This window comes from Uliginosibacterium paludis, assembly GCF_039631355.1.
In the GTDB taxonomy this organism is placed as follows: domain Bacteria; phylum Pseudomonadota; class Gammaproteobacteria; order Burkholderiales; family Rhodocyclaceae; genus Uliginosibacterium; species Uliginosibacterium paludis.
In genome coordinates, this window is sequence record NZ_JBDIVF010000002.1 from 292,285 (window position 1) to 317,948 (window position 25,664).

22 protein-coding genes are annotated in these 25,664 nt (G+C 65.4%); 12 read left to right on the top strand and 10 right to left on the bottom strand.

The genetic code is table 11. The features are described from left to right. The first annotated feature begins 2 nt into the window (after positions 1–2). The 5 genes from gmk to ABDB87_RS06350 all read left to right on the top strand — a co-directional run bounded on the left by gmk (position 3) and on the right by ABDB87_RS06350 (position 4,788). Positions 3–611 (top strand): guanylate kinase, encoded by a 609-nt coding sequence (gene gmk / locus ABDB87_RS06330; protein ID WP_345925145.1) that lies wholly within the window; start codon positions 3–5, stop codon positions 609–611. 16 nt (positions 612–627) lie between these two features. After that, positions 628–834, top strand: a complete 207-nt coding sequence (rpoZ, locus tag ABDB87_RS06335) for a DNA-directed RNA polymerase subunit omega (protein WP_385917402.1) — start codon at positions 628–630, stop codon at positions 832–834. A 34-nt stretch (positions 835–868) separates the two neighbouring features. Further along, a complete protein-coding gene (locus ABDB87_RS06340) occupies positions 869–3,130 on the top strand; it encodes a RelA/SpoT family protein (RefSeq protein WP_345925147.1) in 2,262 nt (753 codons plus the stop codon). 17 nt (positions 3,131–3,147) lie between these two features. Then, on the top strand, positions 3,148–3,333 hold the full coding sequence (locus ABDB87_RS06345; RefSeq protein ID WP_345925149.1) for a DUF3460 family protein: 186 nt from the start codon (positions 3,148–3,150) through the stop codon (positions 3,331–3,333). A 72-nt stretch (positions 3,334–3,405) separates the two neighbouring features. After that, positions 3,406–4,788: an exonuclease domain-containing protein gene (locus ABDB87_RS06350; RefSeq protein WP_345925151.1), complete on the top strand. Its 1,383-nt coding sequence runs from the start codon at positions 3,406–3,408 to the stop codon at positions 4,786–4,788. Positions 4,789–4,794: 6 nt separating this feature from the next. Here the strand turns inward: ABDB87_RS06350 and ABDB87_RS06355 are convergent, their stop codons facing one another. Next, entirely contained in the window at positions 4,795–5,661 is an 867-nt protein-coding gene (locus ABDB87_RS06355; protein WP_345925153.1) for a DMT family transporter, read from the bottom strand. 71 nt (positions 5,662–5,732) lie between these two features. Further along, entirely contained in the window at positions 5,733–6,458 is a 726-nt protein-coding gene (locus tag ABDB87_RS06360; protein WP_345925155.1) for a YebC/PmpR family DNA-binding transcriptional regulator, read from the bottom strand. A 123-nt stretch (positions 6,459–6,581) separates the two neighbouring features. Between ABDB87_RS06360 and ABDB87_RS06365 the strand changes: the two genes are divergently transcribed. Together ABDB87_RS06365 and ABDB87_RS06370 are read left to right on the top strand one after the other, a co-directional pair. Further along, positions 6,582–7,286 (top strand): hypothetical protein, encoded by a 705-nt coding sequence (locus ABDB87_RS06365; protein ID WP_345925157.1) that lies wholly within the window; start codon positions 6,582–6,584, stop codon positions 7,284–7,286. A 147-nt stretch (positions 7,287–7,433) separates the two neighbouring features. Continuing rightward, a complete protein-coding gene (locus tag ABDB87_RS06370) occupies positions 7,434–8,966 on the top strand; it encodes a helicase HerA-like domain-containing protein (RefSeq protein ID WP_345925159.1) in 1,533 nt (510 codons plus the stop codon). A gap of 27 nt (positions 8,967–8,993) precedes the next feature. On the opposite strand, the gene ABDB87_RS06375 is transcribed toward ABDB87_RS06370, so the two are convergent. Then, complete coding sequence (locus ABDB87_RS06375; RefSeq protein ID WP_345925160.1) at positions 8,994–11,135, bottom strand: TonB-dependent siderophore receptor; 2,142 nt, start codon at positions 11,133–11,135, stop codon at positions 8,994–8,996. Between the two features lie 156 nt (positions 11,136–11,291). Here ABDB87_RS06375 and ABDB87_RS06380 point away from each other — a divergent pair, with 156 nt between their 5' ends. Then, complete coding sequence (locus ABDB87_RS06380; RefSeq protein WP_345925162.1) at positions 11,292–12,767, top strand: hypothetical protein; 1,476 nt, start codon at positions 11,292–11,294, stop codon at positions 12,765–12,767. On the opposite strand, the gene ABDB87_RS06385 is transcribed toward ABDB87_RS06380, so the two are convergent. Beyond that, complete coding sequence (locus ABDB87_RS06385; protein WP_345925164.1) at positions 12,758–14,197, bottom strand: rhomboid family intramembrane serine protease; 1,440 nt, start codon at positions 14,195–14,197, stop codon at positions 12,758–12,760. The genes ABDB87_RS06380 and ABDB87_RS06385 overlap by 10 nt on opposite strands. Before the next feature lie 52 nt (positions 14,198–14,249). On the opposite strand from ABDB87_RS06385, the gene ABDB87_RS06390 reads away from it, so the two are divergent. After that, positions 14,250–15,422: an Eco57I restriction-modification methylase domain-containing protein gene (locus ABDB87_RS06390; RefSeq protein ID WP_345925165.1), complete on the top strand. Its 1,173-nt coding sequence runs from the start codon at positions 14,250–14,252 to the stop codon at positions 15,420–15,422. Positions 15,423–15,486: 64 nt separating this feature from the next. Next, a complete protein-coding gene (locus ABDB87_RS06395) occupies positions 15,487–15,939 on the top strand; it encodes an acyl-CoA thioesterase (RefSeq protein WP_345925167.1) in 453 nt (150 codons plus the stop codon). Positions 15,940–15,960: 21 nt separating this feature from the next. Here the strand turns inward: ABDB87_RS06395 and ABDB87_RS06400 are convergent, their stop codons facing one another. From ABDB87_RS06400 to ABDB87_RS06410, 3 genes are all read right to left on the bottom strand, one after another. Then, positions 15,961–16,413: a CBS domain-containing protein gene (locus ABDB87_RS06400; RefSeq protein WP_345925169.1), complete on the bottom strand. Its 453-nt coding sequence runs from the start codon at positions 16,411–16,413 to the stop codon at positions 15,961–15,963. A 140-nt stretch (positions 16,414–16,553) separates the two neighbouring features. Beyond that, the gene (locus ABDB87_RS06405) at positions 16,554–17,453 is read right to left on the bottom strand and encodes a DMT family transporter (protein WP_345925171.1); all 900 of its coding nucleotides are present in this window, start codon (positions 17,451–17,453) and stop codon (positions 16,554–16,556) included. 251 nt (positions 17,454–17,704) lie between these two features. Further along, complete coding sequence (locus ABDB87_RS06410; RefSeq protein ID WP_345925173.1) at positions 17,705–18,604, bottom strand: LysR family transcriptional regulator; 900 nt, start codon at positions 18,602–18,604, stop codon at positions 17,705–17,707. A gap of 97 nt (positions 18,605–18,701) precedes the next feature. On the opposite strand from ABDB87_RS06410, the gene ABDB87_RS06415 reads away from it, so the two are divergent. Further along, positions 18,702–19,907: an MFS transporter gene (locus tag ABDB87_RS06415; protein WP_345925175.1), complete on the top strand. Its 1,206-nt coding sequence runs from the start codon at positions 18,702–18,704 to the stop codon at positions 19,905–19,907. 6 nt (positions 19,908–19,913) lie between these two features. Here ABDB87_RS06415 and ABDB87_RS06420 read toward each other — a convergent pair whose 3' ends face one another. Further along, positions 19,914–21,017, bottom strand: a complete 1,104-nt coding sequence (locus ABDB87_RS06420) for an EAL domain-containing protein (RefSeq protein ID WP_345925177.1) — start codon at positions 21,015–21,017, stop codon at positions 19,914–19,916. 126 nt (positions 21,018–21,143) lie between these two features. Continuing rightward, positions 21,144–22,511 (bottom strand): MATE family efflux transporter, encoded by a 1,368-nt coding sequence (locus tag ABDB87_RS06425; RefSeq protein ID WP_345925179.1) that lies wholly within the window; start codon positions 22,509–22,511, stop codon positions 21,144–21,146. Between the two features lie 106 nt (positions 22,512–22,617). Here ABDB87_RS06425 and sbcB point away from each other — a divergent pair, with 106 nt between their 5' ends. Next, complete coding sequence (gene sbcB / locus ABDB87_RS06430; protein WP_345925181.1) at positions 22,618–24,048, top strand: exodeoxyribonuclease I; 1,431 nt, start codon at positions 22,618–22,620, stop codon at positions 24,046–24,048. Between the two features lie 18 nt (positions 24,049–24,066). On the opposite strand, the gene ABDB87_RS06435 is transcribed toward sbcB, so the two are convergent. After that, positions 24,067–25,653 (bottom strand): protein adenylyltransferase SelO, encoded by a 1,587-nt coding sequence (locus ABDB87_RS06435; RefSeq protein ID WP_345925184.1) that lies wholly within the window; start codon positions 25,651–25,653, stop codon positions 24,067–24,069. Positions 25,654–25,664 lie beyond the last annotated feature (11 nt).

Below are 25,664 nucleotides of genomic sequence, written 5' to 3' on the forward strand. Positions count from 1 at the left end.
CCATGGCGGGATCCCTTTTCATCGTCGCAGCCCCTTCCGGAGCCGGCAAGACCACGCTCGTACGAGGTCTCCTGGAGCGTGATCCGGCGGTCAATCTGTCAGTGTCCTTCACCACCCGCAAGGCTCGCGAGGGCGAGGTGGACGGCGTCGCCTACCACTTCACCAGCATTGCCGACTTCATGACCCGGCGCGACCGCGGCGAGTTCCTGGAATGGGCCGAGGTGCACGGCAACTACTACGCCACCTCACGCCGCTGGCTGGAAACGCAGCTTGCCGCCGGCCATGATGTGCTGCTCGAAATCGACTGCCAGGGCGCAGCCCAGGTGCGCTCGATCTTTCCGGAAGCGATCGGCATTTTCATCCTGCCACCCAGTTTCGAAGCACTCGAACAGCGCCTGCGCGGCCGGGGTACGGACAGCGCCGAAGTGATCGCCCAGCGCCTTGCGGCGGCCGAGGACGAAATGCGTCAGGTAGACCACTTTGATTACGTTATAATTAACAATGACTTGCAAATAGCGCTCGATGAGCTCTGTTGCGTTGCCAGGGCCGCACGCCTTCGCATTGCCCAGGTTCGCGGCCGTTGCCCGCAAAGTTTTCTCCCTGCCCTCTGATTCAAAGGAACACGCCATGGCCCGCATTACCGTCGAAGACTGCCTCAACAAGATCCCCAACCGCTTCGAGCTGACCCTGGCTGCCACTTACCGTGCCCGTCAGCTGACCACCGGCAACACCCCGATGGTGGAAGCCGAACGTGACAAGCCCACCGTCGTCGCGCTGCGTGAAATCGCTGCAGGCAAGGTCGGGCGCGAGATGCTGACCCGCGGTCAGTCCTGAGTCACCGGCCGGCCGTCTGCACCGGACAACAGCCATGGAGACCCGGCCTGTGGCCACGGCCCTCAAAGCTGCTCCGGCCACTCCCGTGGAGTTGCCGGACAGCGGCGCCACACGCTTCGACCATGTGGAAGAAGCCGCTGCGTTCTCCAGTCTGCGTGCGAAGGCCGCACGCTACCTCAAGCCCGATGACCTGGACCGGCTCGAAGAAGCCTTCGAGCTGGCCTGTGTCTCGCATGCCGGGCAATTCCGCATCAGCGGCGAGCCCTACGTCTTCCATCCACTCTCGGTGGCCGAAATCCTGGCCCAGTGGCATCTGGACGTTCAGGCCCTGATTTCGGGCCTGCTGCATGACGTGATGGAAGACTCCCACGTCACCAAAACCGATCTGGAATCCCGCTTCGGCAAAACAGTGGCCGAACTCGTGGACGGTGTCTCCAAGCTCGACAAGATCGAGTCACAGACCTATCAGCAGGCGCAGGCCGAGAACTTCCGCAAGATGTTCCTCGCGATGGCGCGTGATGTCCGCGTCATCCTGATCAAGCTGGCCGACCGCCTGCACAACATGCGCACGCTGGACGCCGTGCGTCCCGACAAACGGCGCCGCATCGCACGCGAAACGCTCGAAATTTTTGCGCCGATTGCCAACCGGCTCGGGCTCAACACCCTCTACCGCGAGCTGCAGGAACTCTCCTTCAAGAACACTCACCCGATGCGCTACCGGGTGCTGGGCAATGCACTGCGTGCCGCGCGTGGCAATCAGCGCGAGCTGATTACGCGACTGATGAGCAGTATCCGCGAGCGCATGCCTGCCTGGGGAGTGGAAGCGGAAGTCTTCGGGCGCGAGAAGCATCTCTTCGGCATCTATCGCAAGATGGTCGACAAGAACCTCAGCTTCGAACAGGTTCTCGACATCTACGGTTTCCGCATCCTGGTCAGCGACATTCCCGGCTGCTATCTGGCACTGGGCGCCCTGCACGAGCTCTACAAGCCCGTGCCCGGCAAGATCAAGGACTACATCGCGCTGCCCAAGGCGAACGGCTACCAGTCACTGCATACCACCGTCATCGGTCCGAACGGCCTGCCGGTGGAGGTGCAGATCCGGACCAACGAGATGCATGCGATTGCCGAGTCCGGCGTTGCCTCGCACTGGCTCTACAAGGACGACACGGCACAATCACTGTCCGACCTGCAGCGCAAGACGCACAACTGGCTGCAGTCCCTGCTGGAGCTGCAATCCACCTCCGGCGATTCGTCCGAGTTTTTCGAGCATGTGAAGATCGATCTCTTCCCGGGCGAAGTCTTTGTCTTCACGCCGGCAGGCCAGATCCGCAACCTGCCGCGCGGCGCGACGGCCGTCGATTTCGCCTATGCAGTGCACACCGACGTCGGCAACCGCTGCGTCGCCTGCAAGATCAACGGTGAGCTGCGCCCGCTGCGCACCGAGCTGAAGAACGGTGACCAGGTCGAAATCACCACGGCCCAGCATGCCCACCCGAATCCGGCCTGGCTCTCCTACGTCCGGACCGGCAAGGCCCGCGCCGAAATCCGCCATTTCCTGAAGACGGTGCATCAGGAAGAAGCGACCCAGCTCGGCGAACGCCTGCTGGCCCAGGCGCTGCGACATCTCGACCTGCAACTCGCAGACATCGGCACCACGGCCTGGGAGCGCTTCCTGAAGGAGTTCTCGACCAAGCTGCGCGAGGACATCTTTACCGACATCGGTCTGGGCAAGCGGCTCGCAGCCATGGTAGCCCGCCGTCTGGCCGACCTGCAGGACGAGAAATCGGTCAGCGATGGCGAGCCCGTCAGCAAGACGCGGGTGATCGCACCGGTCCTGATCCAGAGCGGCGAAGGCATGGCGATCCAGATGGCCCGCTGCTGCCGGCCGATTCCAGGCGACCCGATCGTGGGTCTGCTGCGCAAGGACCAGGGCCTGGAAGTCCACATGAATGACTGCCCGGTGCTGACCCGCAACCACTCGGCCGAACGCGACCGCTGGGTCGATGTCGAATGGGAAGCCGGTGCCGAGCGCCTTTTCGACGTCGGCATCCGCGTGCTGATCCACCATCGTCGTGGCATCCTTGCCCGCGTGGCGGCGGCCATCGCCGACCAGGAAGCCAACATCCAGAACGTGAACATGGAAAACGAGAATGGTGGCGACACCATCATCCACTTCACGATCCAGGTGAAGAACCGGCCGCATCTGGCGCAGATCATGCGCGCGGTGCGCCACATTCCGGACGTCGTCCGTATCGTGCGTGACCGCACGACCGACCGCCCCGGCGAAAAACACTGACCTTCAGAGAGAACGCAATGCCCTACGTTTCCGAATTCACAAAGTTCATGAATGGCTGGCTCGAAGAGCATCCCGAAGAGCTCCGCACACGCCAGGAAGGTCGCGCCCTGTGGTGGGACAAGCCGCAGGACCCCGCCGTGCAGCAATCCAATGCCACCTCGCGCGTGCCGCAGAAGCCCTATCCGTATTTCTCGATGGATTGATGCCGGCCCGCCCGGGGGTCGAGCGTCGATCTCCATGATGATTCACGCCCGACCCACCTCACGCTGCTGCCGATGCAATTTCCCCGTCTTGCCATTGTCGACCTTGAAACCACCGGGGCCGACCCCAACCGTGACCGCATCACCGAAATCGCGATCCTGATCGCGGAAAATGGCGAACTCGTCGAGCAGTGGAGCAGCCTGGTCAATCCCGGCATGGAGATCCCGCTGCGCATCCAGGAGCTGATCGGCATCACCGACGCAATGGTGGCCGACGCGCCGCGCTTCGCGGATCTGGCCGACACGGTTCATGCACGACTGGCAGGCGCGGTGTTCGTCGCTCACAACGCACGCTTCGACTACAACTTCCTGCGCGCCGCCTTCGAGCAGCTCGGCAAGCCGTGGGATGCTCCCGTCATGTGCTCGGTGAAGTTCTCACGTGCGCTGGATCCGGAGTTCGCCAAGCATGGGCTGGACGCCATCATCGCGCGCAGCGGCTACACGATCGAATCACGCCACCGTGCACTTGATGACGCCCGCATCGTGTGGCAATTCCTGCAGGACGCACAGGAGCGCGCCGGCAGCGAGCGACTGCAGCATGCGTGGGACCGTGCCTTCTCGACCAGCAGCGTCCCCCGCCTGCCGCTGGGTGATCTCGAAGCCCTGCCGGACAGCCCCGGCGCCTACGTGTTCCGCTCGGCGACCGGCCAGATCCTTGAAATCGCCCGGGCGCGCGATCTGCGCTCCCAAGTGCTCGGTTTTTTTACCGGTCCGCGCCAGAGCGCAAAAAACCGCAAGATCGCTGCGGCCGTCCATGATGTGGCGAGCTTTCCCTGCGCCGGCGAACTCGGCGCCCAGTTCAGGGAACTCCGCCTCGCCCGGGATCTGCGCGAGCAGCCTCCCACCGCAGCCTTCGGCTGGCAGTGGTTGCGCCATGCCCTGAAAGCGCCGGTGCTCCAGCTGGTCGAGCTGGGAGGCAGCGATCCGGCCGACTGGCAGGACATCTCCGGCTGCTTCCGCGGCGAGCGTGAGGCCCGTACCGCCCTGCAGGAGCTGGCCCGCCAGCACCGGCTGTGTGCCACCCGCATCGGCCTGGAAGCAGGCGGCGGCCCATGCCAGGCCGTGCATCTGGGGCGCTGTCACGGCGTCTGTGTCGGTCGGGAAGAAGCGCGGGTCCATGACCTGCGCCTGGCAACCGTGATGGCCGCGCTTCGCCTCACGGCCTGGCCCTGGCTGGGCCAGGTGGCCATCGCCGAGCATCACGAGAGCAGCGGCCGCAGCGAGCTTCACCTCTTCGATCACTGGTGCCTGCTCGGCAGCGTGACCGACGAGAGCGGGCTGGAGGATCTGCGCAACGCGCACCCTGCCCGCCGCTTCGACGCCGACATCTACCGCATCCTCAGCCGCTGGCTTGCCCAGCCCGGCCATGCAGCCCAGGTCAGGCCTCTCGCGGGCTGAGGCCCCTCAGGCCCGGGCGCGTGCCAGCCAAACGCCCAGCGCGCCCACCACCATGCCCAGCACGGCGAACGGCCCGAGCCGTTCGTCAAACAACAGCCAGGCACACAGCGCGGTCACGCCCGGCGTGAGATAGAAGAGGCTCGTCACCTTCACCGCCGATCCGCGCCGGATCAGAACGTTGAGCAGGCTGATCGCGCCCAGCGAGAGCAGCAGCACCAGCCAGGCCAGTGCAAACATGAAGGTGGGCGTCCACTCGATCGGGCGCGGCTCAAGGGCCATCGCCAGCGGTGCGGTGACGAGAAAACTGGCTGCAAACTGGATGACCGCCCCGCTGCGCAGGTCAAACACCGGGCAGAAACGCTTCTGATACAGGGTGCCGGCCGTAATGCCCGCCAGCGCCATGAGCGCCGGCCACAGCGCGGTCACGCCCCAGCTCTGACCAAGACCAGGATGGCGGCTGTCGCTCACCACCAGCAGCACGCCGGCAAAGCCCAGCGCAAGCCCGGTCCATTGCTGCCGGCTGACCCGCTCACCGAGCAGCAGACCCGCCATCAGCGCGGTAATGAGTGGCTGCAGACCCACGATCAGGCTGGTCAGCGCAGCCGGCAGGCCACGCCCGATGGCGAGAAACACACCGCCCAGATAGACCGCCTGCATGAGTACGCCCGCCACCGCCACATGCAGGACGCGGTCCGCACTGCGCGGCCAGGGCGCTCTGAACATCAGCGCCGCAGCGCCCATCAGCAACACGACAAACGCATAGCGCGCGCTCAGGAAATGCAGGGCATCCGCGTAGGGCAAGCCATACTTCGCACCGATGAAACCGGTGCTCCAGAGCAGCACGAAAAGCGGGGCGAGCAGGCGTTCGAACATGGCAGCGGAAACCGGGGCAACAAAAAAGGCGACGCATCGCGTCGCCTCGGTGACGGGCCCGACAGTGTGAACTATTCGTCCATCACTGCGGAGGTATACACCTCCTGGACATCGTCCAGCGACTCGATGGCGTCGAGCAGCTTCTGCATGCGGATGGCATCATCCCCCGACAACTCGGTCTCGTTGAGCGCGCGCATCGTGACTTCGCCGAACTCGGCCTTGAAACCGGCCGCTTCGAGCGCGTCCTTGACGGTCGAGAACTCCCACGGGCCGGTCAGCACTTCGATCGAGCCATCGTCGTTGGTCACCACGTCTTCGGCGCCGGCTTCGAGCGCCGCATCCATCAGCGCGTCCTCATCGGTGCCCGGCACGAAGAGCAGCGCGCCGCAGTGCTTGAACTGGAAGGCCACGCAACCATCGGTGCCCATGTTGCCGCCATACTTGCTGAAGGCATGGCGTACATCGGCTACCGTGCGCACCTTGTTGTCCGTGAGGCAATCGACCATGACAGCCGCCCCGCCAATGCCGTAGCCTTCGTAACGGACTTCTTCATAGACCACGCCTTCAAGCTGGCCGGTGCCACGCTTGATCGCGTTCTCGATGTTGTCCTTGGGCATGGATTCGGCCTTGGCCTTTTCCACTGCCAGACGCAGACGGGGATTTGACGTCAGATCACCGCCGCCAAGTTTGGCTGCAACGGTGACTTCCTTGATGAGCTTGGTGAATACCTTGCCCCGCTTGGCATCCTGACGGCCCTTGCGGTGCTGGATATTGGCCCATTTTGAGTGACCGGCCATGTTGCCCTCTTTCGAATGAATGCTGAAAAATCAAAGGTCAGCATTATACAGCCGCCCATCAGGCGGCCACCAAGCGGGTTTGCGCAAGCCTGCTAGATTAATTCGGTCAAACCGGAGGAATTCATGAAAAACCCACTGGCAGCGCTTTTCGCGCTCCTGCTCGCCCTGCTTGCCGCGCCCGCTCTGGCCGCTGAAACCGTGAGCTTCAGTTTTGCCGGCTGTACCGACACGATGAACCGCCCGGTAGCCAGCCGCGCCGAACCCGCCCTGGCTTCACTGGTGGACGTGCAGCAGTTCGAAGGCAACCGCGTGATCGTCTACAACCCCAGCATGATGCCGCAGCTGCTGCCGGAAACCCGCGCCTTCTTCTATGCCCACGCCTGCGCGATCACGCGCCTGGGGCTGCCGATCGACCGCGAACGCACCGCAGAGCAGACGCGCCGCGCCGACTGCTGGGCCTTTGACGCGCTGCGCCGCTCGGGCATGCTCAAGGGCAATGCGGCCGAAGGCATCCAGACCGACATGGAGATCTCTCCCGAAGTCTGGCCGATGGTGCCTGGCGGCCCGCGCACGCTGGACCCCGCCCTCTGCAAGCCGGGCGCGAAGATCGCTGCCGCCCCGAAGGCGGGCGAAGCCAAGGCTGCAGAAGCAGACGGCGCCACCACCGAAGTGGTGAAGGGCAATGCGCTGAGCCTGGACAAACCGAATGCCAGCCCGGCCTGGAATGCCTGCACGCAGAGCTGCGGCAACCGGCTCTTCAGCTGCGGCCGCGGCAGCAGCTGCCAGGCAAGCTTCGACCAGTGCGTAAAGGGCTGCGCCGGCAAGTAGGCGCACGACGCCCGTGTCCCCGAGGGCGCCACTGGCGCCCTTTTTCATGCCGCAGACGCTGCCCGGCAAGGCATTGCAACAATGCCGGCACATCCGCCCAAACCGTTTTCGGGTTTAATGGCCGCTTCCAGAGGAGGCCCACAGAACATGTCAGAACCGCTCGTCATTGCCCGCCACGCATCCACCGACATCGCACTGCTGCCGCAGTATGCGAACCGCCACGGCCTGATCACCGGCGCCACCGGCACCGGCAAGACCGTCACCCTGCAGAAGCTGGCCGAATCCTTCGCGAAAATCGGGGTGCCGGTGTTCATGGCCGATGTGAAAGGTGACCTGTCCGGCCTCGGCGCAAAGGGCGAACTCAAGCCGAAGCTGAAGGAGCGGCTCGATGCGCTCGGCGTGAGCGACTGGGAGGCCGACAGCTTTACCACCACGCTTTGGGATGTGTTCGGCGAACAGGGTCATCCGGTGCGCGCCACGATTTCCGACATGGGTCCGCTGCTGCTCGCACGCCTGCTCTCGCTCAACGAAACCCAGGCCGGCGTGCTGCAGATCGTGTTCCGCGTGGCGGATGACAGTGGCTTGCTGCTGCTCGACCTGAAGGATCTGCGGGCGATGGTGCAGTGGGTGGGGGAAAACGCCCGCACGCTGACAACCGACTACGGCAATGTGTCCGCCGCCAGCATCGGCGCGATCCAGCGCGGCCTGCTCGCGCTCGAGGAGCAGGGCGGCGACAAGTTCTTCGGCGAGCCGATGCTCAACATCGCCGACCTGATGCAGACCGACGGCAAGGGGCGCGGCGTCATCAACATCCTCGCGGCCGACAAGCTCTGCAATGCGCCCAAGCTCTACGGCACCTTCCTGCTGTGGCTGCTCTCCGAGCTCTTCGAGAACCTCCCCGAAGCGGGCGACCTCGACAAGCCCAAACTGGTGTTCTTTTTCGACGAAGCCCACCTGCTCTTCAACGACGCACCGCCCGCACTGATCGAAAAGATCGAGCAGGTCGTGCGCCTGATCCGCTCCAAGGCGGTCGGCGTGTATTTCGTGACCCAGAACCCGCTGGACGTGCCTGAAACGGTGCTGGGCCAGCTCGGCAACCGGGTGCAGCACGCGCTGCGTGCCTTCACGCCGCGCGACCAGAAAGCGGTCAAGGTCGCTGCGGAAACGATGCGCGCCAATGCGCGCTTCTCCACTGAAGCCGCGATCACCGAACTCGGTGTCGGCGAAGCGCTGATCTCTTTCCTGGACGCCAAAGGCACGCCCTGCATCGTGGAGCGTGCCTTCGTGCTCGCGCCGGTTTCACGCATCGGGCCGATGACGGCGGATGAACGCAATGCTGCCATCAACGGCTCGCTGGTCTATGGCGCCTATGAAGAAGCGCTGGACCGCGAATCGGCTTACGAAAAACTGCGCGGCGCCGCAGCCGCCGCTCCCGCCGGTACCTCCGCACCGACCCGCCCCGGCGTACCCGCCCAGACTCCGGCAGAAGGTCAGGGCGGCGGCCTGCTTGATGGCGCGCTGGGCGAAATCCTGTTCGGCAAGGTCGGGCCGCGCGGCGGCCAGCATGACGGCCTCGTCCAGACAGCCGCCAAGACACTCACCCGCACGATCAGCAGCTCGGTCGGCCGCGAGATCGTGCGTGGCGTGCTGGGTTCCATCCTGGGCGGACGGCGGCGCTGAACGCTCGGCCCGCAGCGCCCGCGTGGCTCAGTACTTCCAGTTGAGTGACACGCTGGCGCTGCGCGGTGCGCCGTAATAGGCCTGGCTCCAGCGCACGCTGTTCCAGTACTTCTGGTTGGTGAGATTGTTGACGTTGAGATCCACCGAGAAATGGCGATCGAAAGCGTAACCCGCCATCAGGTCGAAGATCGCATACGCCTCCTGCTGCACGCGGCTGCTGTCTGACACATCGCTGTGCGTGTCGCCCTGCCAGCGCATCTTCGCGCCGAGCTTCAGGGCCGGGCTCGCCTGCCAGCGCACGGCCGCGTTCATCGCGTGATTCGGCATGTAGCTGCGGGTGACGCGGCCAGCGCCATCGCGAATGCTCAGCGCGGAGTAGCCGGCGGAGAGCTGCACGGACGGCAGCACCTGCCCCGCCACCTCCAGCTCGTAGCCCTGCGAATGCGTGTCGACGCCGGTATAGAGGTCACGCGTCCCCACGGTTTCCACATACTCGGCGAGATTGTCCTGGCGCGAGCGGAATACCGCGGCGGAGGCGTTCAGCTGACCGTCCTGCGACTCGAATTTCAGCCCGGCTTCGGTGGCATAACCCTTGGCCGGATCCAGACGGCTGCCGCTCGTGCTCTGCTGGTTCTGGGCGGTGAAGATCGAGTTGAAACTCGTGTAGGCCGACAGCCGCGGCGTGATCCCGTAAATGACTCCCGCATACGGACTGGTCGCCGAGTTCGCGCGACCGTAATCGATGCCGTAGTTGTCACCGGCGGAGGTGATGCGGGTGTTGTTGGCGCCGAAGATGAACTTGAAGCGGTCGACCAGATCCAGCCTGGTGGCAGCGTAGAGACTGCGCTGGCGCATCCAGTAATCCGAACCACTGGATGAAGCATCCAGCGCCAGCTGCGGATAGCTGCCGTTCCAGGTGTAGATCGAATCGATCGAGGGCGGGTTGCTCGCATAGCCCGAGTACTCCTTCATCGTCGAGCGTGCATAGCCCATGCCGACGATGGCTTCCTGCTCGCGGCCGAAGAGTTCGAAGGGCCCGCTGGCGCGCAGGTCGAACTGATTCTGACTGCCATCCAGCGTGTAGTGGGAGGGCGTGCCCCCCATCCCGCTGCCGGTCGCCTGGTCCGGCGATCCCCACACATAGAGCAGTTCCGCATCCTGCTTGCTCTCGCGGCGCGTCAGCGTGGCCGTGGTCTGCCAGCCGCTGTCGAACACGTGTCGCGCCTCGGTAAAGAGTGTCTGTGTTTTCGTCTGCCAGTAGCTCCAGTCCGGCGCGGTGCTCTTCGAGCGATCGAAGCCCGTCTGCGTGCCATCCGCCCAGGTCAGCGGCAGACCGCCCCACATCACGCCGGTGGGCCGGTTGTTCTGCAGCGTGTAGCCGCCGCTCAGGGTCGTGCCCGGCGCCACATCGGCTTCAAGCAGGGTGGAGAGGAAGGTCTTCCGCTTGTGATAGCGGTCGAGGTAGGAATCCCCGTCTTCCGCGCCGGCGACCAGACGCCCGCGCAGCTTGCCCGATTCAATCAGCGAACCGGACACATCGCCATCGATGCGCTTCGTGTTCCAGGACCCGTAACCGAGGCTTGCCGAAGCCTGGAATTCCTTCGTCGGCCGCTTGCGGATGAAGTTCACCGTGGCCGACGGATTGCCGGTCGAGGACATCAGGCCGTTCGCCCCGCGAATGACCTCCACACGGTCATACAGGGCGGTGTCCAGATCCCCTTCGACCAGGCCGAAGGCCATGGGCAGACCGATGCCATCGGTCTGGAAGTTGGTAATGTCGAAGCCGCGTGCGGTGTAGTAGGCGCGGTCCTCCTCGTAGCGCTGCACCGTCACGCCGGTCACGCCGTCCAGCACCTGGTTCGCGGTCGTGCTCTTGAAGTCATCCATCCGGGCGCGCGTGACAACGCTGACCGACTGCGGCGTGTCCTTCTGGCTCAGCGCAAAGCCGGTCACACCGGTATTGCTGCGTGCAGCATAGCCGCCACGCTTCTCGGTGGGCGTCTGATCGGCGCCTGCAGCCGTCACCGCCACTGGCGCCAGCGTGACCGCTGCCGGTGCAGAGGCCTCGGGCGAAGGTGCGGAGGCGGGAGAACTGGTCGTCTGTGCATGCAGGCTGCCGGTCAGGCAGGCGGCCACGGCAGCCGACAGCAGGCGGGGAGAATTCGTCATGGCGGAAAACCCGGAAAGATGAAACGGCCGCCGATCTTATCGTAAACGCGAATCTTTCTTATTCTTATCCATGCTTTAACAATTTTTTGCAACACACAGGATTTTCATCAAGGGCTCGGCATAATTCGCACAAACCTCCCGCCTGGATTCACGCTCATGACCGCCGGCAATTCTCTCGGCATCGCGGCTTTCTGGACCCGCGTGCCCCGTTTCTTCCTCTTCCCGCTGCAGCCGTCGGTGCTGTGGCGCGTCATCGTCTTCGCCGCACTGCCCGCAGCGAGTGCTTTCGGCACCAGCCCGGTCGCGATCATGGTGCTGTTCGGCGGGCTTTCCCTGCTGGCCTGGATCTTCCTGCTGCGCTTTGCGAGCCGGGTGCTCAACGAAACCTCGCTGGGCCGGCTCTCGGTAGCCGACTACTCGCCCCTGCCGGACGAAAGCCTCGCCCACCTGCCCTACAAGATCATGGCACTGTTCATGATTCCGGGCTTTCTGGTCGGCCTGATCACCGCGCTGCTCGGCGAGACGCTGGGCATGGCGGCAAACCTCGCGGTCACCTTCGTCACGCCCGCTGCGCTGATGGCGCTGGTGATCAGCCGCAGCCTCGGCACCGGGCTGAATCCCTCCGCGAGCTGGGGCATCATCCAGGGCATCGGCAAGCCCTATCTGCTGCTCTGCGTTTTTCTGCTGTGCCTGACCACCGGCCAGATCTTCCTGATGGTCAAGCTCGGCGAACTGCGTCTGGTGCCGCTCTTCGAGCGCTGGGCGCTGCTCCAGGCCGAAGCCCAGCAGGCTTTCGAAGCGCAGGACGAAGAAGCGCTGGACCGGGCCGTGGCCGACATCACCGGTTTTTTCAAGACCATGAAACCGACTCTGGCCGGGGCGATCTGGCTCATCAGCACGGTAGCCATGTACTTCACGCTGATTGCGTCGAGCATGCTCGGCTATGTGCTCTACCAGTATCACCAGGCCCTCGGGCTGGAAGTGGAAGTGCTCCCCGGCCAGCGCGGCAAGGCGGCGGCCACGAAGACGCCGACCGACATCGAGTCCGAACAGATTGCCGCGCATATCGCCGAAGGCCGCATGGACAAGGCGCTGGACGTTGCCTACGAGGCGCAACGGCTCAACCCGCATGATCCGGTAGCGCAGGAGCGCTACAACAAGCTGCTGCACCTGGCCGGCAAGGATGATCGGCTGGCCAACCATGCCCAGCGCCTGATCCCGATGCAGCTGGGCAGCGGAAACGGCCGGGCGGCGCTGGAAACCTGGCAGCGCTGTCGCGAACGGGTGCCGGAGTTCCAGCTTGAACAGCCTGCCCATGTGCTGCAGTTGGCCGAAGCGGCCCGCGCCAACCGTGATCCGAAACGCGCGATGGACTTGCTCAACGGCTTCGACAAGACCTTCCGCAATCACCCGCTGGTGCCGGATGCCTACTACCTCGGCGGCTGCATTCTCTGCGAGGACTTCCACAAGGACGAGCTCGCGGATCGCTACTTCGCCACGCTGTGCACCCGCTATCCGCAACACGCACGGGTGGAAGATGCGCTGCGCATGCGCGACGTGATCCAGCGCGTGCGCAAGGCTTCCGCGAACAAGCCCGACGCGGCCAAGGCGGAAGGCCCGGCTCAGGCCTGAGGCTTGCGCGCCAGGGCGGCCGCTGCCTGCCAGGCCCCGCCGGCCTGAAGCGTCTGTGCCGCGCGCAGCAAGGCACGGGCCGCATCGGGATGCGCCGGTGCAAGGTCCTGCAAGGCCCGCGCGCATCCTTCAAGCGCCGGAAGCTGGCCGGCCTGCGCAAAGCGCTCGATCAGGGCGATCAGGCTTTCGGGCCGGAGCCGTACCGCCGGCTTCGCCTGCTTGAGATAGTCGGTCAGGGGCTCGATCAGTCCGGCCGGCAGCCGGGGCTCTGCCAGCAGGCGGCCGCAGACCAGGCCGATCAGCGCGTGATACTCCGCACTCGCTGGCGCCAGACGCATCAGATTGCTCGCCTCGCGCAGATCCTCCGGGCGGCAGGCAGGATCCTGCGCGGCGCGCAGATAGGCTTTCCGCGCCTCCTCGAAACGCTGGCTGGCCATCAGCCGGCGCGCCTGCTGCAGGGCCTGGGCGGTGGCGGAAGCGGTCGTCGCGCGGGCCGCATCCTGCCCGGCGGGCGCCTCCGGCAAGAGATTGGCCAGCGCCCTGCGCCGCAGCGGCAGCACCAGCAGCGCGCCCGTCAACAGGCCGCCAAAGTGCGCGGCATAGGCCACATTCGAGGCTTCGGAGAACCAGATGAACTGCACCGCCTCGTTGGCCAGCCAGAGCGGCAGCGCGAGCAGGGCGGGCGCGCGGATCACGTCGAAATAAATGACGATGGAGTAGAAGAAGGGGATCCGCCGCATGCCAAGCAGCGCGGCAAATGCACCCATCACCGCGGAAATCGCGCCACTGGCACCAAGAAGCCCGCCACCGGCCGGCGCGAGCAGCAAGTGCATGCCCAGCGCGCCCAGGCCACCGGCGAGATAGACGAGCAGAAAAGCGCCGGTTCCGATCAGGGCTTCAACGGCCGGTGCGATCAGGATCAGGAACAGCATGTTGCCGCCGATGTGGCCCAGGTTGGCATGCAGGAACTGGTGGCTGAACGCCTGGATGACGCCGGGCCGGTCGGGCTGGAAGGAATACTTCGAGGTGAAGAGCCGATCCTGCATGGCATCGAAATGCGTGCGCGCCAGACGCCATTCCGCAAAACGCTCGTCCTCGTCGCTGACGATCCGGCCGGCGCGCAGCTCGCGCATGAAGTCCGCGTCCCGCTCCATCATTCCGGCCGCGGGCAGCACGGCATTGGCCTTCTTCATCCTGCGCAACCGCTCGAGCGGTTTGCGCTCGGCCCGGCTTTCGAGATAGCGCTCGTAGGCCGGCAACTCGATCGCGGGCAGCGCGCTGCCGCTGTAGTACTCCCCCATCAGCGCTTCACGATGCTCGTCTCCGCCCTGCAGCACGAAGAAAACGAAGGCATTGACCAGCACGATGAGGATCACTCCGACGGGAATCCGGGAGCGGGTCAGGCTGGCAATCCAGGGCATCATGATCATGGCATGGGCATTCTATCGACTCCGGCAACGACGATGCGCCACAAAGTTTACAATGCGGCCTTTCCCCGCCCCGAAAGCAGCAGTGCTTCACGACCCCGTCGAACATTTCGGTCAGGTTTTCACCGCTCCCGCCGTCGTGCAGCAGATGCTCGCCCTGCGCCGCAATACGGGGCGGGTGCTCGAGCCCTCCTGTGGCAACGGAGCCTTCTCGCGCGCGCTGCCCGGCTGTGTCGCGATCGAACTCGACGCCAGGGTGGCGCCGCCGGATGCGCTCAACATCGACTTCTTCAGCTATCCGGAAAGCGAGCGCTTCGACACCATCATCGGCAATCCGCCCTATGTGCGGCATCAGGACATCCTGCCCGCCACCCGCACGCTGCTGGCGATGGACCGCTTCGATTCTCGCAGCAACCTCTACCTCTTCTTCATCGAGAAGTGCGTGCGTCACCTGAAACCCGGCGGCGAGCTGATCTTCATCGTGCCGCGCGACTTCATCAAGCTGACCGCCGCCCGCCAGCTCAATGCCTGGCTGTATGAGCAGGGCACGATCACCGACTTCATCGAGACAGGTGACAGCGGCATCTTCGGCCCCTATGTGCCCAACTGCGCGATCTTCCGGTTCGAGCGCGGCCGCATGGATCGCCGCATGCATGACGGCCGCCGTTTCGAGCTCGTCGACGGCCAGCTGATGTTCCTATCCGGCGACTACCGGCTGCCGCTGTCGCAGCTCTTCGATGTGCGGGTCGGTGCGGTCTCCGGCGCGGATGCGGTCTTCACCCATCCCGAAGGCAACATGGATTTCGTCTGCTCGAAGACCCGCGAGACCGGCGAGACACGGCGGATGTTCTTCGATGTGCAGAACACCCATCTCGCCGCTCACAAGGACCTGCTGCTGGCGCGCCGGGTGAAGCCCTTCGACGAATCGAACTGGTGGAAATGGGGCCGCACGCATCATGTTTCGAACTCACCGCGCATCTATGTGAACGGCAAGACGCGGCGAGCCAATCCCTTCTTCACCCATCCCTGCCTCAATTACGACGGCTCGATCCTGGCGCTCTTCCCGAAAGCGCCCTCATTCGACCTCGGTCAGGCCCTTGACCTGCTGAACACCGCGGTCAACTGGGAAGAGCTCGGCTTCGTCTGTGACGGCCGCTTTCTCTTCACCCAGCGCAGTCTGCAGAACTGCCTCCTGCCGGCCTGCTTCGAGCACCTGACGGCGCGCTGAACGCCGCTGCAGCGGGTGTGCTGCATGGCACAATACGCTGTCGAATGTTCTGGAGCGTCCTGCCATGATCCGCATCTACAGCCATCGCTTCCGCGTGCCGGCCGAAGCCATCGACATGCAGAAGCATGTGAACAATGTGGAGTACCTGCGCTGGATGCAGGACGTGGCCATCGCCCACTCGACGGCGCTGGGCTGGCCGATGGAGCGCTACTTCAAGGAGCGTGTCTGCTGGGTGGTCCGCACCCACGGCATCGAGTACCTGCGCCCCGCCCTGCTGGATGATCCGGTCCGCCTGCTGACCTGGGTGTCGAGCATCGGCGAGCGCTCCTCACTGCGCAAATACCTGTTCTGGCGCGAATCGGACCGGCAGGTGCTGGCCCGTGCGGAATCGAACTGGGTCTTCATCGATCTGCGCACCGGCCTGCCGCGGCCGATTACCGATGAAGTCAGGCAGAGCTTTGCCGTAGTCGGTGACGACGCCGAAATCGACAGTCTGCTGCTCGAGCCGGTGGCCTGAGCCGGCCACCGCCAGTCGGGCTTACTGGCCCGGCGCAAGATCGCCGGAGATGTAACCGGCGAGCTGGTTGATGGTCTGCTTCTGCTCGTCGATGACCGCCTTCACCGCATCGCCGATAGTGACGATGCCGATCAGCTGACCCCGATCGACCACCGGAAGATGGCGGAAGCGGTTCTCGGTCATCAGGTTCATCACATCATCCACCGTTTGCGAGGGCGAGATCGTGAGCAGATTCTGCGTCATCAGGTCGCCGATCCGGGTGTCTTTCGAAGCCCGCCCCTGCAGCACCAGTTTCCGGGCGTAGTCGCGCTCGGTGAAAATGCCCACCAGCCGTTCGTTTTCGAGCACCAGCACCGCACTCACATCACTGCTGGCCATCTTGGTGAGCGCTTCCAGCACCACATCATCGGGCGACACCGAGATGATCTGGTTTTTCTTCTTGCTGTCGAGAATCTGGCGGACGGTCGTGGTCATGTTCGAAAGCCTCTCTGCCTGTTGTTGTCGGTGGTTCGGACTGTGCTGCGGACACGGCCGCCAGCTTGCCTCCGGCTTTCAAGATAGCGCAAGGCGGCCAGCCGGTCATGTCATGACAAACGAGAGGATGGCGCAGCGGCTCAGCGCCCGGTGCGGTTAGAGACCAGGATGCCGCCGATGATCAGCGCCATGCCCGCCAGATGGTAAAGCCGGGCCGATTCGCCGAGAAACAGGGCGGAGAGCAAGGGGGTCGCTACCGGCATAAGATGGATGTAGAGCCCGGCACTCGCTGCGCCGACCCGGGCCACGGCGCGGTTCCAGAACACGTAGCCGAGGAAGGCGGGAAAGATGCCGGTGTAGGCAATCCCCGCCAGGGCTGTCGCACTCGGCTGCAGGCGCAGCCCCTGTGCCAGTTCCCAGGCATAGAGTGGCAGCAGGCCCAGCACACCGACTGCCGTCAGCAGGGCGAGCAGCAGCATCGGATGCAGCCCCTCCGGCCGCTTCGCCAGCAGCAGCGTGTAGGCGGCCCAGACGAACACCGAGACCATGATCCAGAGGTCGCCCGGATTGAAGCTCAGGCTCGCCAGCCGGGCCGGCTCGCCATGCGCCACCACCACCAGCACGCCACAGAGTGACACGCACAGCCCGAGCGCCTGCTGCCAGCGCATCCGTTTGCCGAGAAACATCCAGCCCAGCAGGATGATCACGATGGGGATGAAGGAATTGAGCAGCACACCGTTGGTGGCAGTGGTGTAGCGCAGGCCGAGATAGGCCAGCGTGTTGTAGCCGCTGATGCCCAGCAGGCCCAGCGCCAGCAGCACCGGCCAGTGCGCACGCAGCGCCGGCAGGGCCTGATGCCGGGAAGGCCAGGCAAAGGGCAGCGTGCAGGCCAGCGCGATGACCCAGCGCCAGAAGGCCAGGGCTACCGGCGGCACCTCGCCGCGCATGCCGCGCCCGACCACCCAGTTGCCTGACCAGAACAGCACGGTCAGCACGAGAAGGAGGACGGGATGATCCAGACGCCGGAGACGTGATCGCATCCCGCCAATCGTATGACAGACCGGGCGATTTTGTTCAGCCAGGCAATCTTTCCGCTCGCCACGCCCTGCAGGATTTCGTCTTCCCCGTGTGTCAGCCTCTTGATGGCCGGCATGAAAGGCACGTCGAAGGCGCCATTTGACACGCATGAAAAGGGGACCGGAACGGGCATGACGGATGAATTCCACGCGTCGGCAATCCTCTGCTGCGGTGACCATGCCATCGTTTGCCACGCGTGCGGCCGGGCACTGGTTCAGCCGAGCAGGCGGACGGTGTCGCGCATCATCTCGACGAAGACCCGCAGCCGCGCCGGATAGAAGGCCGCATAGGGATAGGTGATGTGCACCGGCAAGGGCTCACCGCGCCAGTCCGGCAACACATTCAGCAGCTCGCCGCTCGCCACCGGGTCCTTGAGCAGCCATTCGGAGGCCAGCGCCACGCCCAGCCCTTGCAAGACCGAGTTGCGCAGCGCGTAGAGGCTGTCGGTCGTCACCCGCGGCTGGATCGCGAGCGTGCGGGTCTCCGCACCGCAATGCAGCCGCACCTCGCGCCGGTAGAACGGCAGCAGCGCCAGCCAGGGCAGATCGGCCAGATCCTCGGGCGTGCGGGGCACCGGCCGGCCCGCCAGCAGCGAAGGCGAGGCCACCAGGATGCGCGGCACCTCGCCGATGCGGATCGCCACGGCGGACGGATCGCTGACCTCCCCGACGCGGATCGCACAGTCGATGCCCTCGGCGATGAAGTCCGGCGGTGTGTCATGCAGCAGCCACTCAACCGACACGCGCGGATGCTGCCGCAGGTATTCCGCCATCGGCCCGACCAGATGGTTCTGCCCGAAAGCATGCGGCACCACCACCCGCAACAGGCCCTGGGGCGCGTCCACCTCGCCGCGCAGGTCGGATTCGAACTCGCTCCAGGCCATCGCCAGCTCCCGCGCCCGCGAGTAGTAGCGGGCGCCGGCTTCAGTCAGCCGCAGAGCATGGGTCGAGCGCTGCACCAGAGTGAGCCCCAGCGAGCGCTCGAGCGCCTGCAGGCGCCGGCTCACCGTGGGCTGGGTGGTGTTCATCTGCGCCGCAGCCGCAGAGAGGCTGCCGGCCTCGACGATGCGGACAAAGGTTTCGGTGAGCAGCAGGCGGTCGGCGTTTCCGGTCATGCATTCAATGTATAACAGTTCTGCAAACCATACGTCTTCCGTCTTTCGCCGCAGCGCAGCACACTCTCGCCATCCCAACCCCCACAGAGCGTGCATCATGAACTCCGCCACTTCCACGACTGCCACCGGCGCCCCGGCACGGCCCGCCGAGCTGGACCCGATGCTGGTCCTGCTGCTGGCCTGTGCGGCCGGCCTGACCTGCGCCGCGCTGTACTACAACCAGCCCATCCTCGGCCTGCTCGCCGGCGAGCTGGACGCCTCCCCCACCGCCATCGGCCGCATCCCGACCCTGACCCAGATCGGCTACACCATCGGCATCCTGCTGCTGGCACCGCTGGGCGACCGCTATGACCGCCGCCGCGTGATCCTGGTGAAGCTGGTAATCCTGGCGGCGGGCCTCTTCGCGATGGCCCTGACACAGTCGCTGGCCCAGCTCTGCGCCGCCAGCCTCGCCATCGGGGCGGCCGCCTCGGTCGCTCAGGACTGCGTGCCGGCTGCCGCCACGCTGGCGCCCGAATCGCGCCGCGGCAAGATCGTGGGCCATGTGATGATGGGCCTGCTGCTGGGCATCCTGCTCTCGCGCGTGGTGTCGGGCACGGTGGCCGCCGCCTTCGGCTGGCGCACGATGTTCGTGCTGGGCGGCATCGCCGTGCTGAGCCTCGCGCTCATCATGCAGCGCCGCCTGCCGGCCTTTGCACCGACCACCCGGGAGCCTTATCTGAAGCTGCTCGGCTCGCTGCTCACGCTCTGCCGCCGCCATCCGGCCCTGCGCCGGGCGGCCTTTGCGCAGCTGTGTCTCTCGGCCGCCTTCAGCGCCTTCTGGTCGACGCTGGCCGTGATGCTGCACCAGCCGCCCTTCAGCCTCGGCAGTGCTGCGGCCGGCGCCTTCGGCCTGGCCGGCGCGGTTGGCGCCGTCGCGGCACCGATGGCCGGGCATTTTGCCGACCGCCGCGGGCCAGAGCCGGTCACCCGGCTCGGCGCGGTGCTGGTCATCGCAAGCTTCGCCGCATTCGCCATCGTGCCGGAAAACCTCTGGCTGCTGATTGCCGGCACGGTGCTCTTCGATCTGGGTGTACAGGCCTCGCTGATCGCGCACCAGAGCATCATCTACGGGCTGGAACCGGCCGCCCGCAGCCGACTCAATGCGGTGCTGATCGGCAGCATGTTCATCGGCATGTCGGCCGGCTCGGCGCTGGGCAGCTACGCGCTGGCGAACGCCGGCTGGCGCGGCGTGGCGCTGTTTGCCGCAGCCTGCGGGGTGGTGGCCCTGATCACCCGGCTCTGGCCGGCGCGCAAAGCCTGAAAGACTTCAGATCTGGTCGGCCGGAATCGGCTTGCCGGTGAGATAACCCTGGATCAGCTCGAAGCCGATGTCGCGACAGACATCGGCTTCGGCCTGCATCTCGATGCCCTCGGCCACCGGCACCGAGCCCAGATCGCGGACCAGCTTGACCAGATCGCGCACGACCCGGCGCTTGCGCTCGCTGGCCAGGTGCAGGTCGTGCAGCAGGCCCATGTCGAACTTCACGAAATCGGCCGGCGCGTCGCCCAGCTCGTTGAGCCGGGCCTGGCCCGCGCCGAAATCGTCATAGGCGAAGCGCACGCCGATGTCGCGAAAACGCGCGACCAGTTCGGTCAGTGAAGCCACCTCGGTTACCGCGGTTTCATGGATCTCGACGATCAGGTCGAGATCGGGCATTTCGGTCCGCAGCTCGGTCAGCGAGCGGAAGAATTCCTCGCTGAAGGTTTCCTTCGGATGGGTATTGGCGAAGAGCGGAAAACCCTTGAGGCGCGGCGCGATCGTGCCGATGCCGAAGCGGCGGAAGGCGCGTGAGAGGTCGACTTCGCGATCCAGCGCGCTGGCCAGCTCGAAGAGCCGGGCCGGCAGCACCGGCAGCAAGGGGTGACTCGCGCGGCCCAGGAGTTCGTAACCGAACACCGAATTGTCGGCGAGCCTCACGATGGGCTGCGCCGCGCCCGACATGCCGTGCCCGTTGAGCAGCTCCATGAACTCGGCCTCGTTCGGCACGAAAAGCTCGGAGAGCATCATGCCGTTGGGCACCAGCATCGTGCGGATGTCACTGTCACGGCCGAAGGGCTCGCTGTCATGCAGCTGTTCGCGCAGGCGGAATTCGGACGTGCCGAAATGGAGGATGTCGTTGTCCTTGAGCAGGCAGCTGCCTTCCACGCGCTCGCGATTGACGAAGCTGCCGTTGGTGCTGTTGAGATCGGTCAGCTTCAGGCGACCGCTGATATCACGCGAAATGAGGGCGTGACGGCGGCTGAGACCGGGCGTGGTGATGACCAGCTCATTGTCCGGATCGCGACCGATCCGGAAAGGAAGCGGTGACACGCTGCGTGACACGCGTGTTCCGTCGGTTCCGATCAGCTCAATCGCCCACTGTGAATCCACTCAACTCTCCGCTAAAACTGCATGGCACCACGCACACGCGCTGCCTGCAACCGGATTGCGACAGGCGCAATCCCCAACTCTGACCGAAAGGGTAAGTCAGCGACCCGATCATCATGAAACCGGCCGTCAGCCTGTCATGGCCCGGCCGCGCCAGCTTCCGCTGCGCAGACGCCACACATACAGCGCGCTGCGCAGCAGCCAGTCGGTAAACATGCCCAGCCACACGCCGGTAATGCCCCAACCCAACATTAGCCCGAAAACATGCCCCAGACCGATCCGGAACAGCAGCATGCCGATGATCGTCGTCAGCAGCGCGAATTTCGCATCGCCCGCGCCACGCAAACCGTTGGGCAGGATGAAGGTCGTCGGGAACACCACCAGAAAAGCGCAATTGAGCCACAGAAGCCAGCAGGTCTGGCGCGCAACGTCGGGTTCTGCGGTGTAAAGACCGACCACCGCAGGCACCAGCGGCGCGAAACACAGGGCGATGATAGCCGTGACCAGCCAGCCCAGTCTCAGCACATGGCGCATTGTCCGCGCGGCAGCGGCCTCGTCGCCACGGCCAACATCGCGTCCGACCAGCGTCGTGTTGGCCACCGAGAGCGCATTGCCGGGAATGTTCATCAGGCCTGCGACCGAGAAGGCGACATAGTTCGCGGCCACGGCAGCCGGGCCAAGCGTCATCACCATCACCTGAACCAGCAGCTTGCCGCCGTTGAAGGCCAGTGACTCGATGCTCGCCGGAATGCCAATAGCATACAAGGCGCGCAGGAGCCCGATTTCCGGACGGAATCCGCGCCAGTCCCGCCAGCTGAAAAGCAAGCCGTCACGCTGCCACAGCCAGGCCAGGCACGCGCATCCGGCCAGCCGTGCCAGCCATTGCGCCAGCCCTGCGCCCGCCACCTCGAGCCGCGGCACGCTCACGCTGAACCAGCCGGTATGCAGCTCGAATCCGTAGATCAGCCCGTAGCCCAGCACCACATTGAGCGCGGTCACCAGCGAACTGACCTGCATGGCAAGCCGCGTGTTGCCGGCTCCGCGTTGCGCACCGCAGGCAAGAAGGGTCAGCGCCGTGAGCGGATAGGTCGCGGCCGAAAACATCAGGTATTGCCACATGTGATCCGCCAGGAGCGGACTGGCATCGGGATAGAGCAGCTTGAGCAAGGGGCGGCCGGCCAGTGCCGTGCCCAGCGCGATCAGCAGGGCCAGCGCCAGCCCCGAGCCCAGCGCCTGACGAGCGGCAGCGCCCGCACGCTCATGCCGGCCCGAGCCAATGGACTGCGCCACGATCACGGTGGCGCCGATCGCCAGCGCCGAAAACAGCGAGCTGATCACCAGCGTGAAGGCTTCCACATTGCCGATGGCCGACACCGCTTCCGTGCCCAGTCGGGCCGCCATGATCGCGCCCAGACTGCTCAGCAGATTGACGAAGAACTGCTCGACCAGCACCGGCGCGGTGAGCTTCCAGACATCAGGGCGAATCGTGAGACGCATCGTGGAAAAAAGACATGGCCTCTCGGCCGCAGCGGGAAAGCTATCACAGCCGGCCCTGTCCCGGCATCCCGTAGAATGCGGCATTCCCTGCTCCGGCGCTGCTTCCATGCCCAACACCTTCTACTGGCACGACTACGAAACCTTCGGCATCTCGCCGCGGCGGGACCGCCCCGCGCAGTTCGCCGGCATCCGGACCGACGAAACCCTGCAGGAAGTCGGCACCCCAATGATGATCTACTGCCAGCCGGCGCCGGATTACCTGCCCGATCCCGAATCCTGCCTGCTGACCGGCATCCTGCCGCAGACCTGCCTTGAGCATGGCGTGCCGGAGCATGCCTTCGCCGCCACCATTGCGCGCGAGCTCTCCGAGCCGGGCACCATCGGCGTGGGCTACAACACCATCCGTTTCGATGACGAAGTGACCCGCCACCTCTTCTGGCGCAATCTCATCGACCCCTATGCGCGCGAGTGGCAGAACGACTGCAGCCGCTGGGACCTGCTCGATGTGGTGCGCACCGTGTGGGCGCTGCGCCCGGAAGGCATCGAATGGCCGCAGCATGAGGATGGCCGCCCCTCCTTCAAGCTCGAGCACCTGAGCCGCGCCAACGGCCTGGCCCATGAAGCCGCGCACGATGCGCTCTCCGACGTGCGCGCCACCATCGCGCTGGCGCGGCTGATCCGCGAGCGCCAGCCCAAGCTGTGGGACTTCTGCCTGCAACTGCGGCGCAAGGAATTCGCCGCCAGCCAGATCGATCTGCTCAACCCGAAGCCCTTCCTGCACATCTCCGGCATGTTCGGCCCCGAGCGCGGCTGTCTGGCACTATGCTGGCCGCTCGCGCGTCACCCGACCAACAAGAACGAGATCATCGTCTGGGATCTGTCGGCCGACCCCTCCGAACTCGCCGGGCTGGATCAGGACACGCTGCGCCTGCGCATGTTCACCCGCGCCAGCGAACTGCCCGAAGGCGTCGAGCGCCTGCCGGTAAAGACCATCCACCTCAACAAGTCACCCATCGTGATCGGCAACCTGAAGGTGCTCGATGCCGCCAGCATCACACGCTGGCAGATCGACATGGCGCGCATCGAAGCCCATGCCGAAGCCGCCCGCCGGCTGCCCGATCTCGCCGCGGTCTGGGCCGGTGTTTTCCAGCGGCCCGCCAGCGAAGGCCGTGCCGATGTGGACGAAGACCTCTATGGCGGTTTCATCGGCAACACCGACCGCCGGAAGCTCGACGAGCTGCGGCGCCTGCGCCCCGAGCAGCTCGCCCGCGAGCCGCTGAGCTTCACCGATCCGCGCCTGGAAGAGCTGCTCTTCCGCTACCGTGCGCGCAACTTCCCCGACTCGCTGAACGAGGCCGAGCAGGAGCGCTGGCTGGAACACCGCGTCGCCTGCCTGCATGAAGACGCCGGCGCGCGCTCGCTGATCCGCTTCTTCGATGACATCGACCGCCTCAGCGAAGACGCGGACGAAAAGGGCGAGCACATTCTCGGCGAACTCTACGAGTATGCCGAAAGCATTGCGCCGCCCGCCCCCTGAGTCGGGCCGGAAACCGGATCAGGAACTGCAGGAGAGCGCCGAGCAGCCCGGCTCGTTACGCGCCCAGTCGGGGCGGCGAGCCGCCAGATCGGCAAACTCCGGCTGCTCGCGGTAAGGCTCGCGGATCGCGCGCATCAGGCGCTCCAGCACCGACAGGTCGCCCGCTTCCGCCGCCTTGATCGCATTCTGTGCGAGCCAGTTGCGCGGAATGATCCAGGGGTTTGCCGCGTTCATCCGCGCCATGCGTTCGTCATGCGATTCACCTGCCTCGCGAAGGCGCGCCTGCCAGTCGGCCAGCCAGGTCGCGAAGGCGGCACGGGCAGCGTCAGCCGGCTCGCCATAGAAAGCCGGCTCGATCAGCGCCATCGCGTCGGCGGGTGAGGTGTGCGCGTCGATCCGGGAGAGCGCGCGATAGAAGATTGTCATGTCAGTGTCATGCGCTCCGAAACAGGCGAAGAGCGCGCTGACGAGTCTGAAGTCTTCCGCCTGGTCGCCTTGCTGCGGCAGGCCGAGCTTGTCGCGCAGCATCGCAAGGTAGGCGCTCTCGAAACTGTCGGCATAGAAATCCATGCAGCGCTCCAGCGCCGGAATGTCGTCCACCAGCGGCATCAGCGCGTTCGCGAGGCAGGAGAGATTCCAGCCCGCCACCCTGGCCTGCTCGGCATAGGCATAGCGCCCGCCCTGATCGGTGGTGTTGGGCGTGAAGCCGGGCTCGAAGGCATCCAGCCAGCCATAGGGGCCGTAGTCGATGGTCAGCCCCAGCACCGAGAGGTTGTCGGTATTCATCACGCCATGCACGAAGCCCACCCGCAGCCAGTGCGCCATCAGCAGTGCGGTGCGGCGGCAGACCTCGCGGAACCAGGCGAGATAGACCGTTTTCGACGGCGCACCCAGCTCGGGGAAATGCGTGGTGATCGTGTAATCGACCAGGGTCTTGAGCAGCGGCAGGTCTTCGCGCGCGGCCGGCAGCTGATAGTGGCCGAAGCGCAGGAAGCTCTCCGCCACGCGGGTCACGATGGCGCCCCGCTCGGGGCGCGGGCGGCCGTCATAGAACATGTCGCGGATCACGTCTTCGCCGGTATCGACGAGACACAGCGCACGCGTGGTCGGGATACCCAGATGATGCATCGCTTCGCTGCAGAGGTATTCGCGAATCGAGGAACGCAGCACGGCGCGACCATCGGCATGGCGCGAATAGGGCGTGAGCCCGGCGCCCTTCAACTGCACTTCGAAGCGACGCTCGTCCGGCGCGATCACCGTGCCGAGCATCGTGGCGCGGCCGTCTCCGAGCTGACCGGCCCACTGGCCGAACTGGTGGCCGCCGTAGCAGGTGGCATAGGGCCGGCTGCCGTCGAGCAGCTGGTTGCCGGCGAACACCCGGGCGAAAGTCTCCGCGTCATCCGGCGTGGCCGGCAGGCCCAGCAGCGCGGCGCAATCGGCGGACCAGGCGAGCAGGCGCGGCGCGGCAACCGGCGTCGGCATGCAGAAGGAATAGGCCGCGCCCTGCACGCTGCGGGGGCGGGCGAGTTCGAGCGGATCGGCCGGCAGGGCGTCGGTGAAGCGGGTGTCCAGCCTCAGGCGGGCCAGTGAGTCGGGGTGGTTCATGGGAGTCTCTG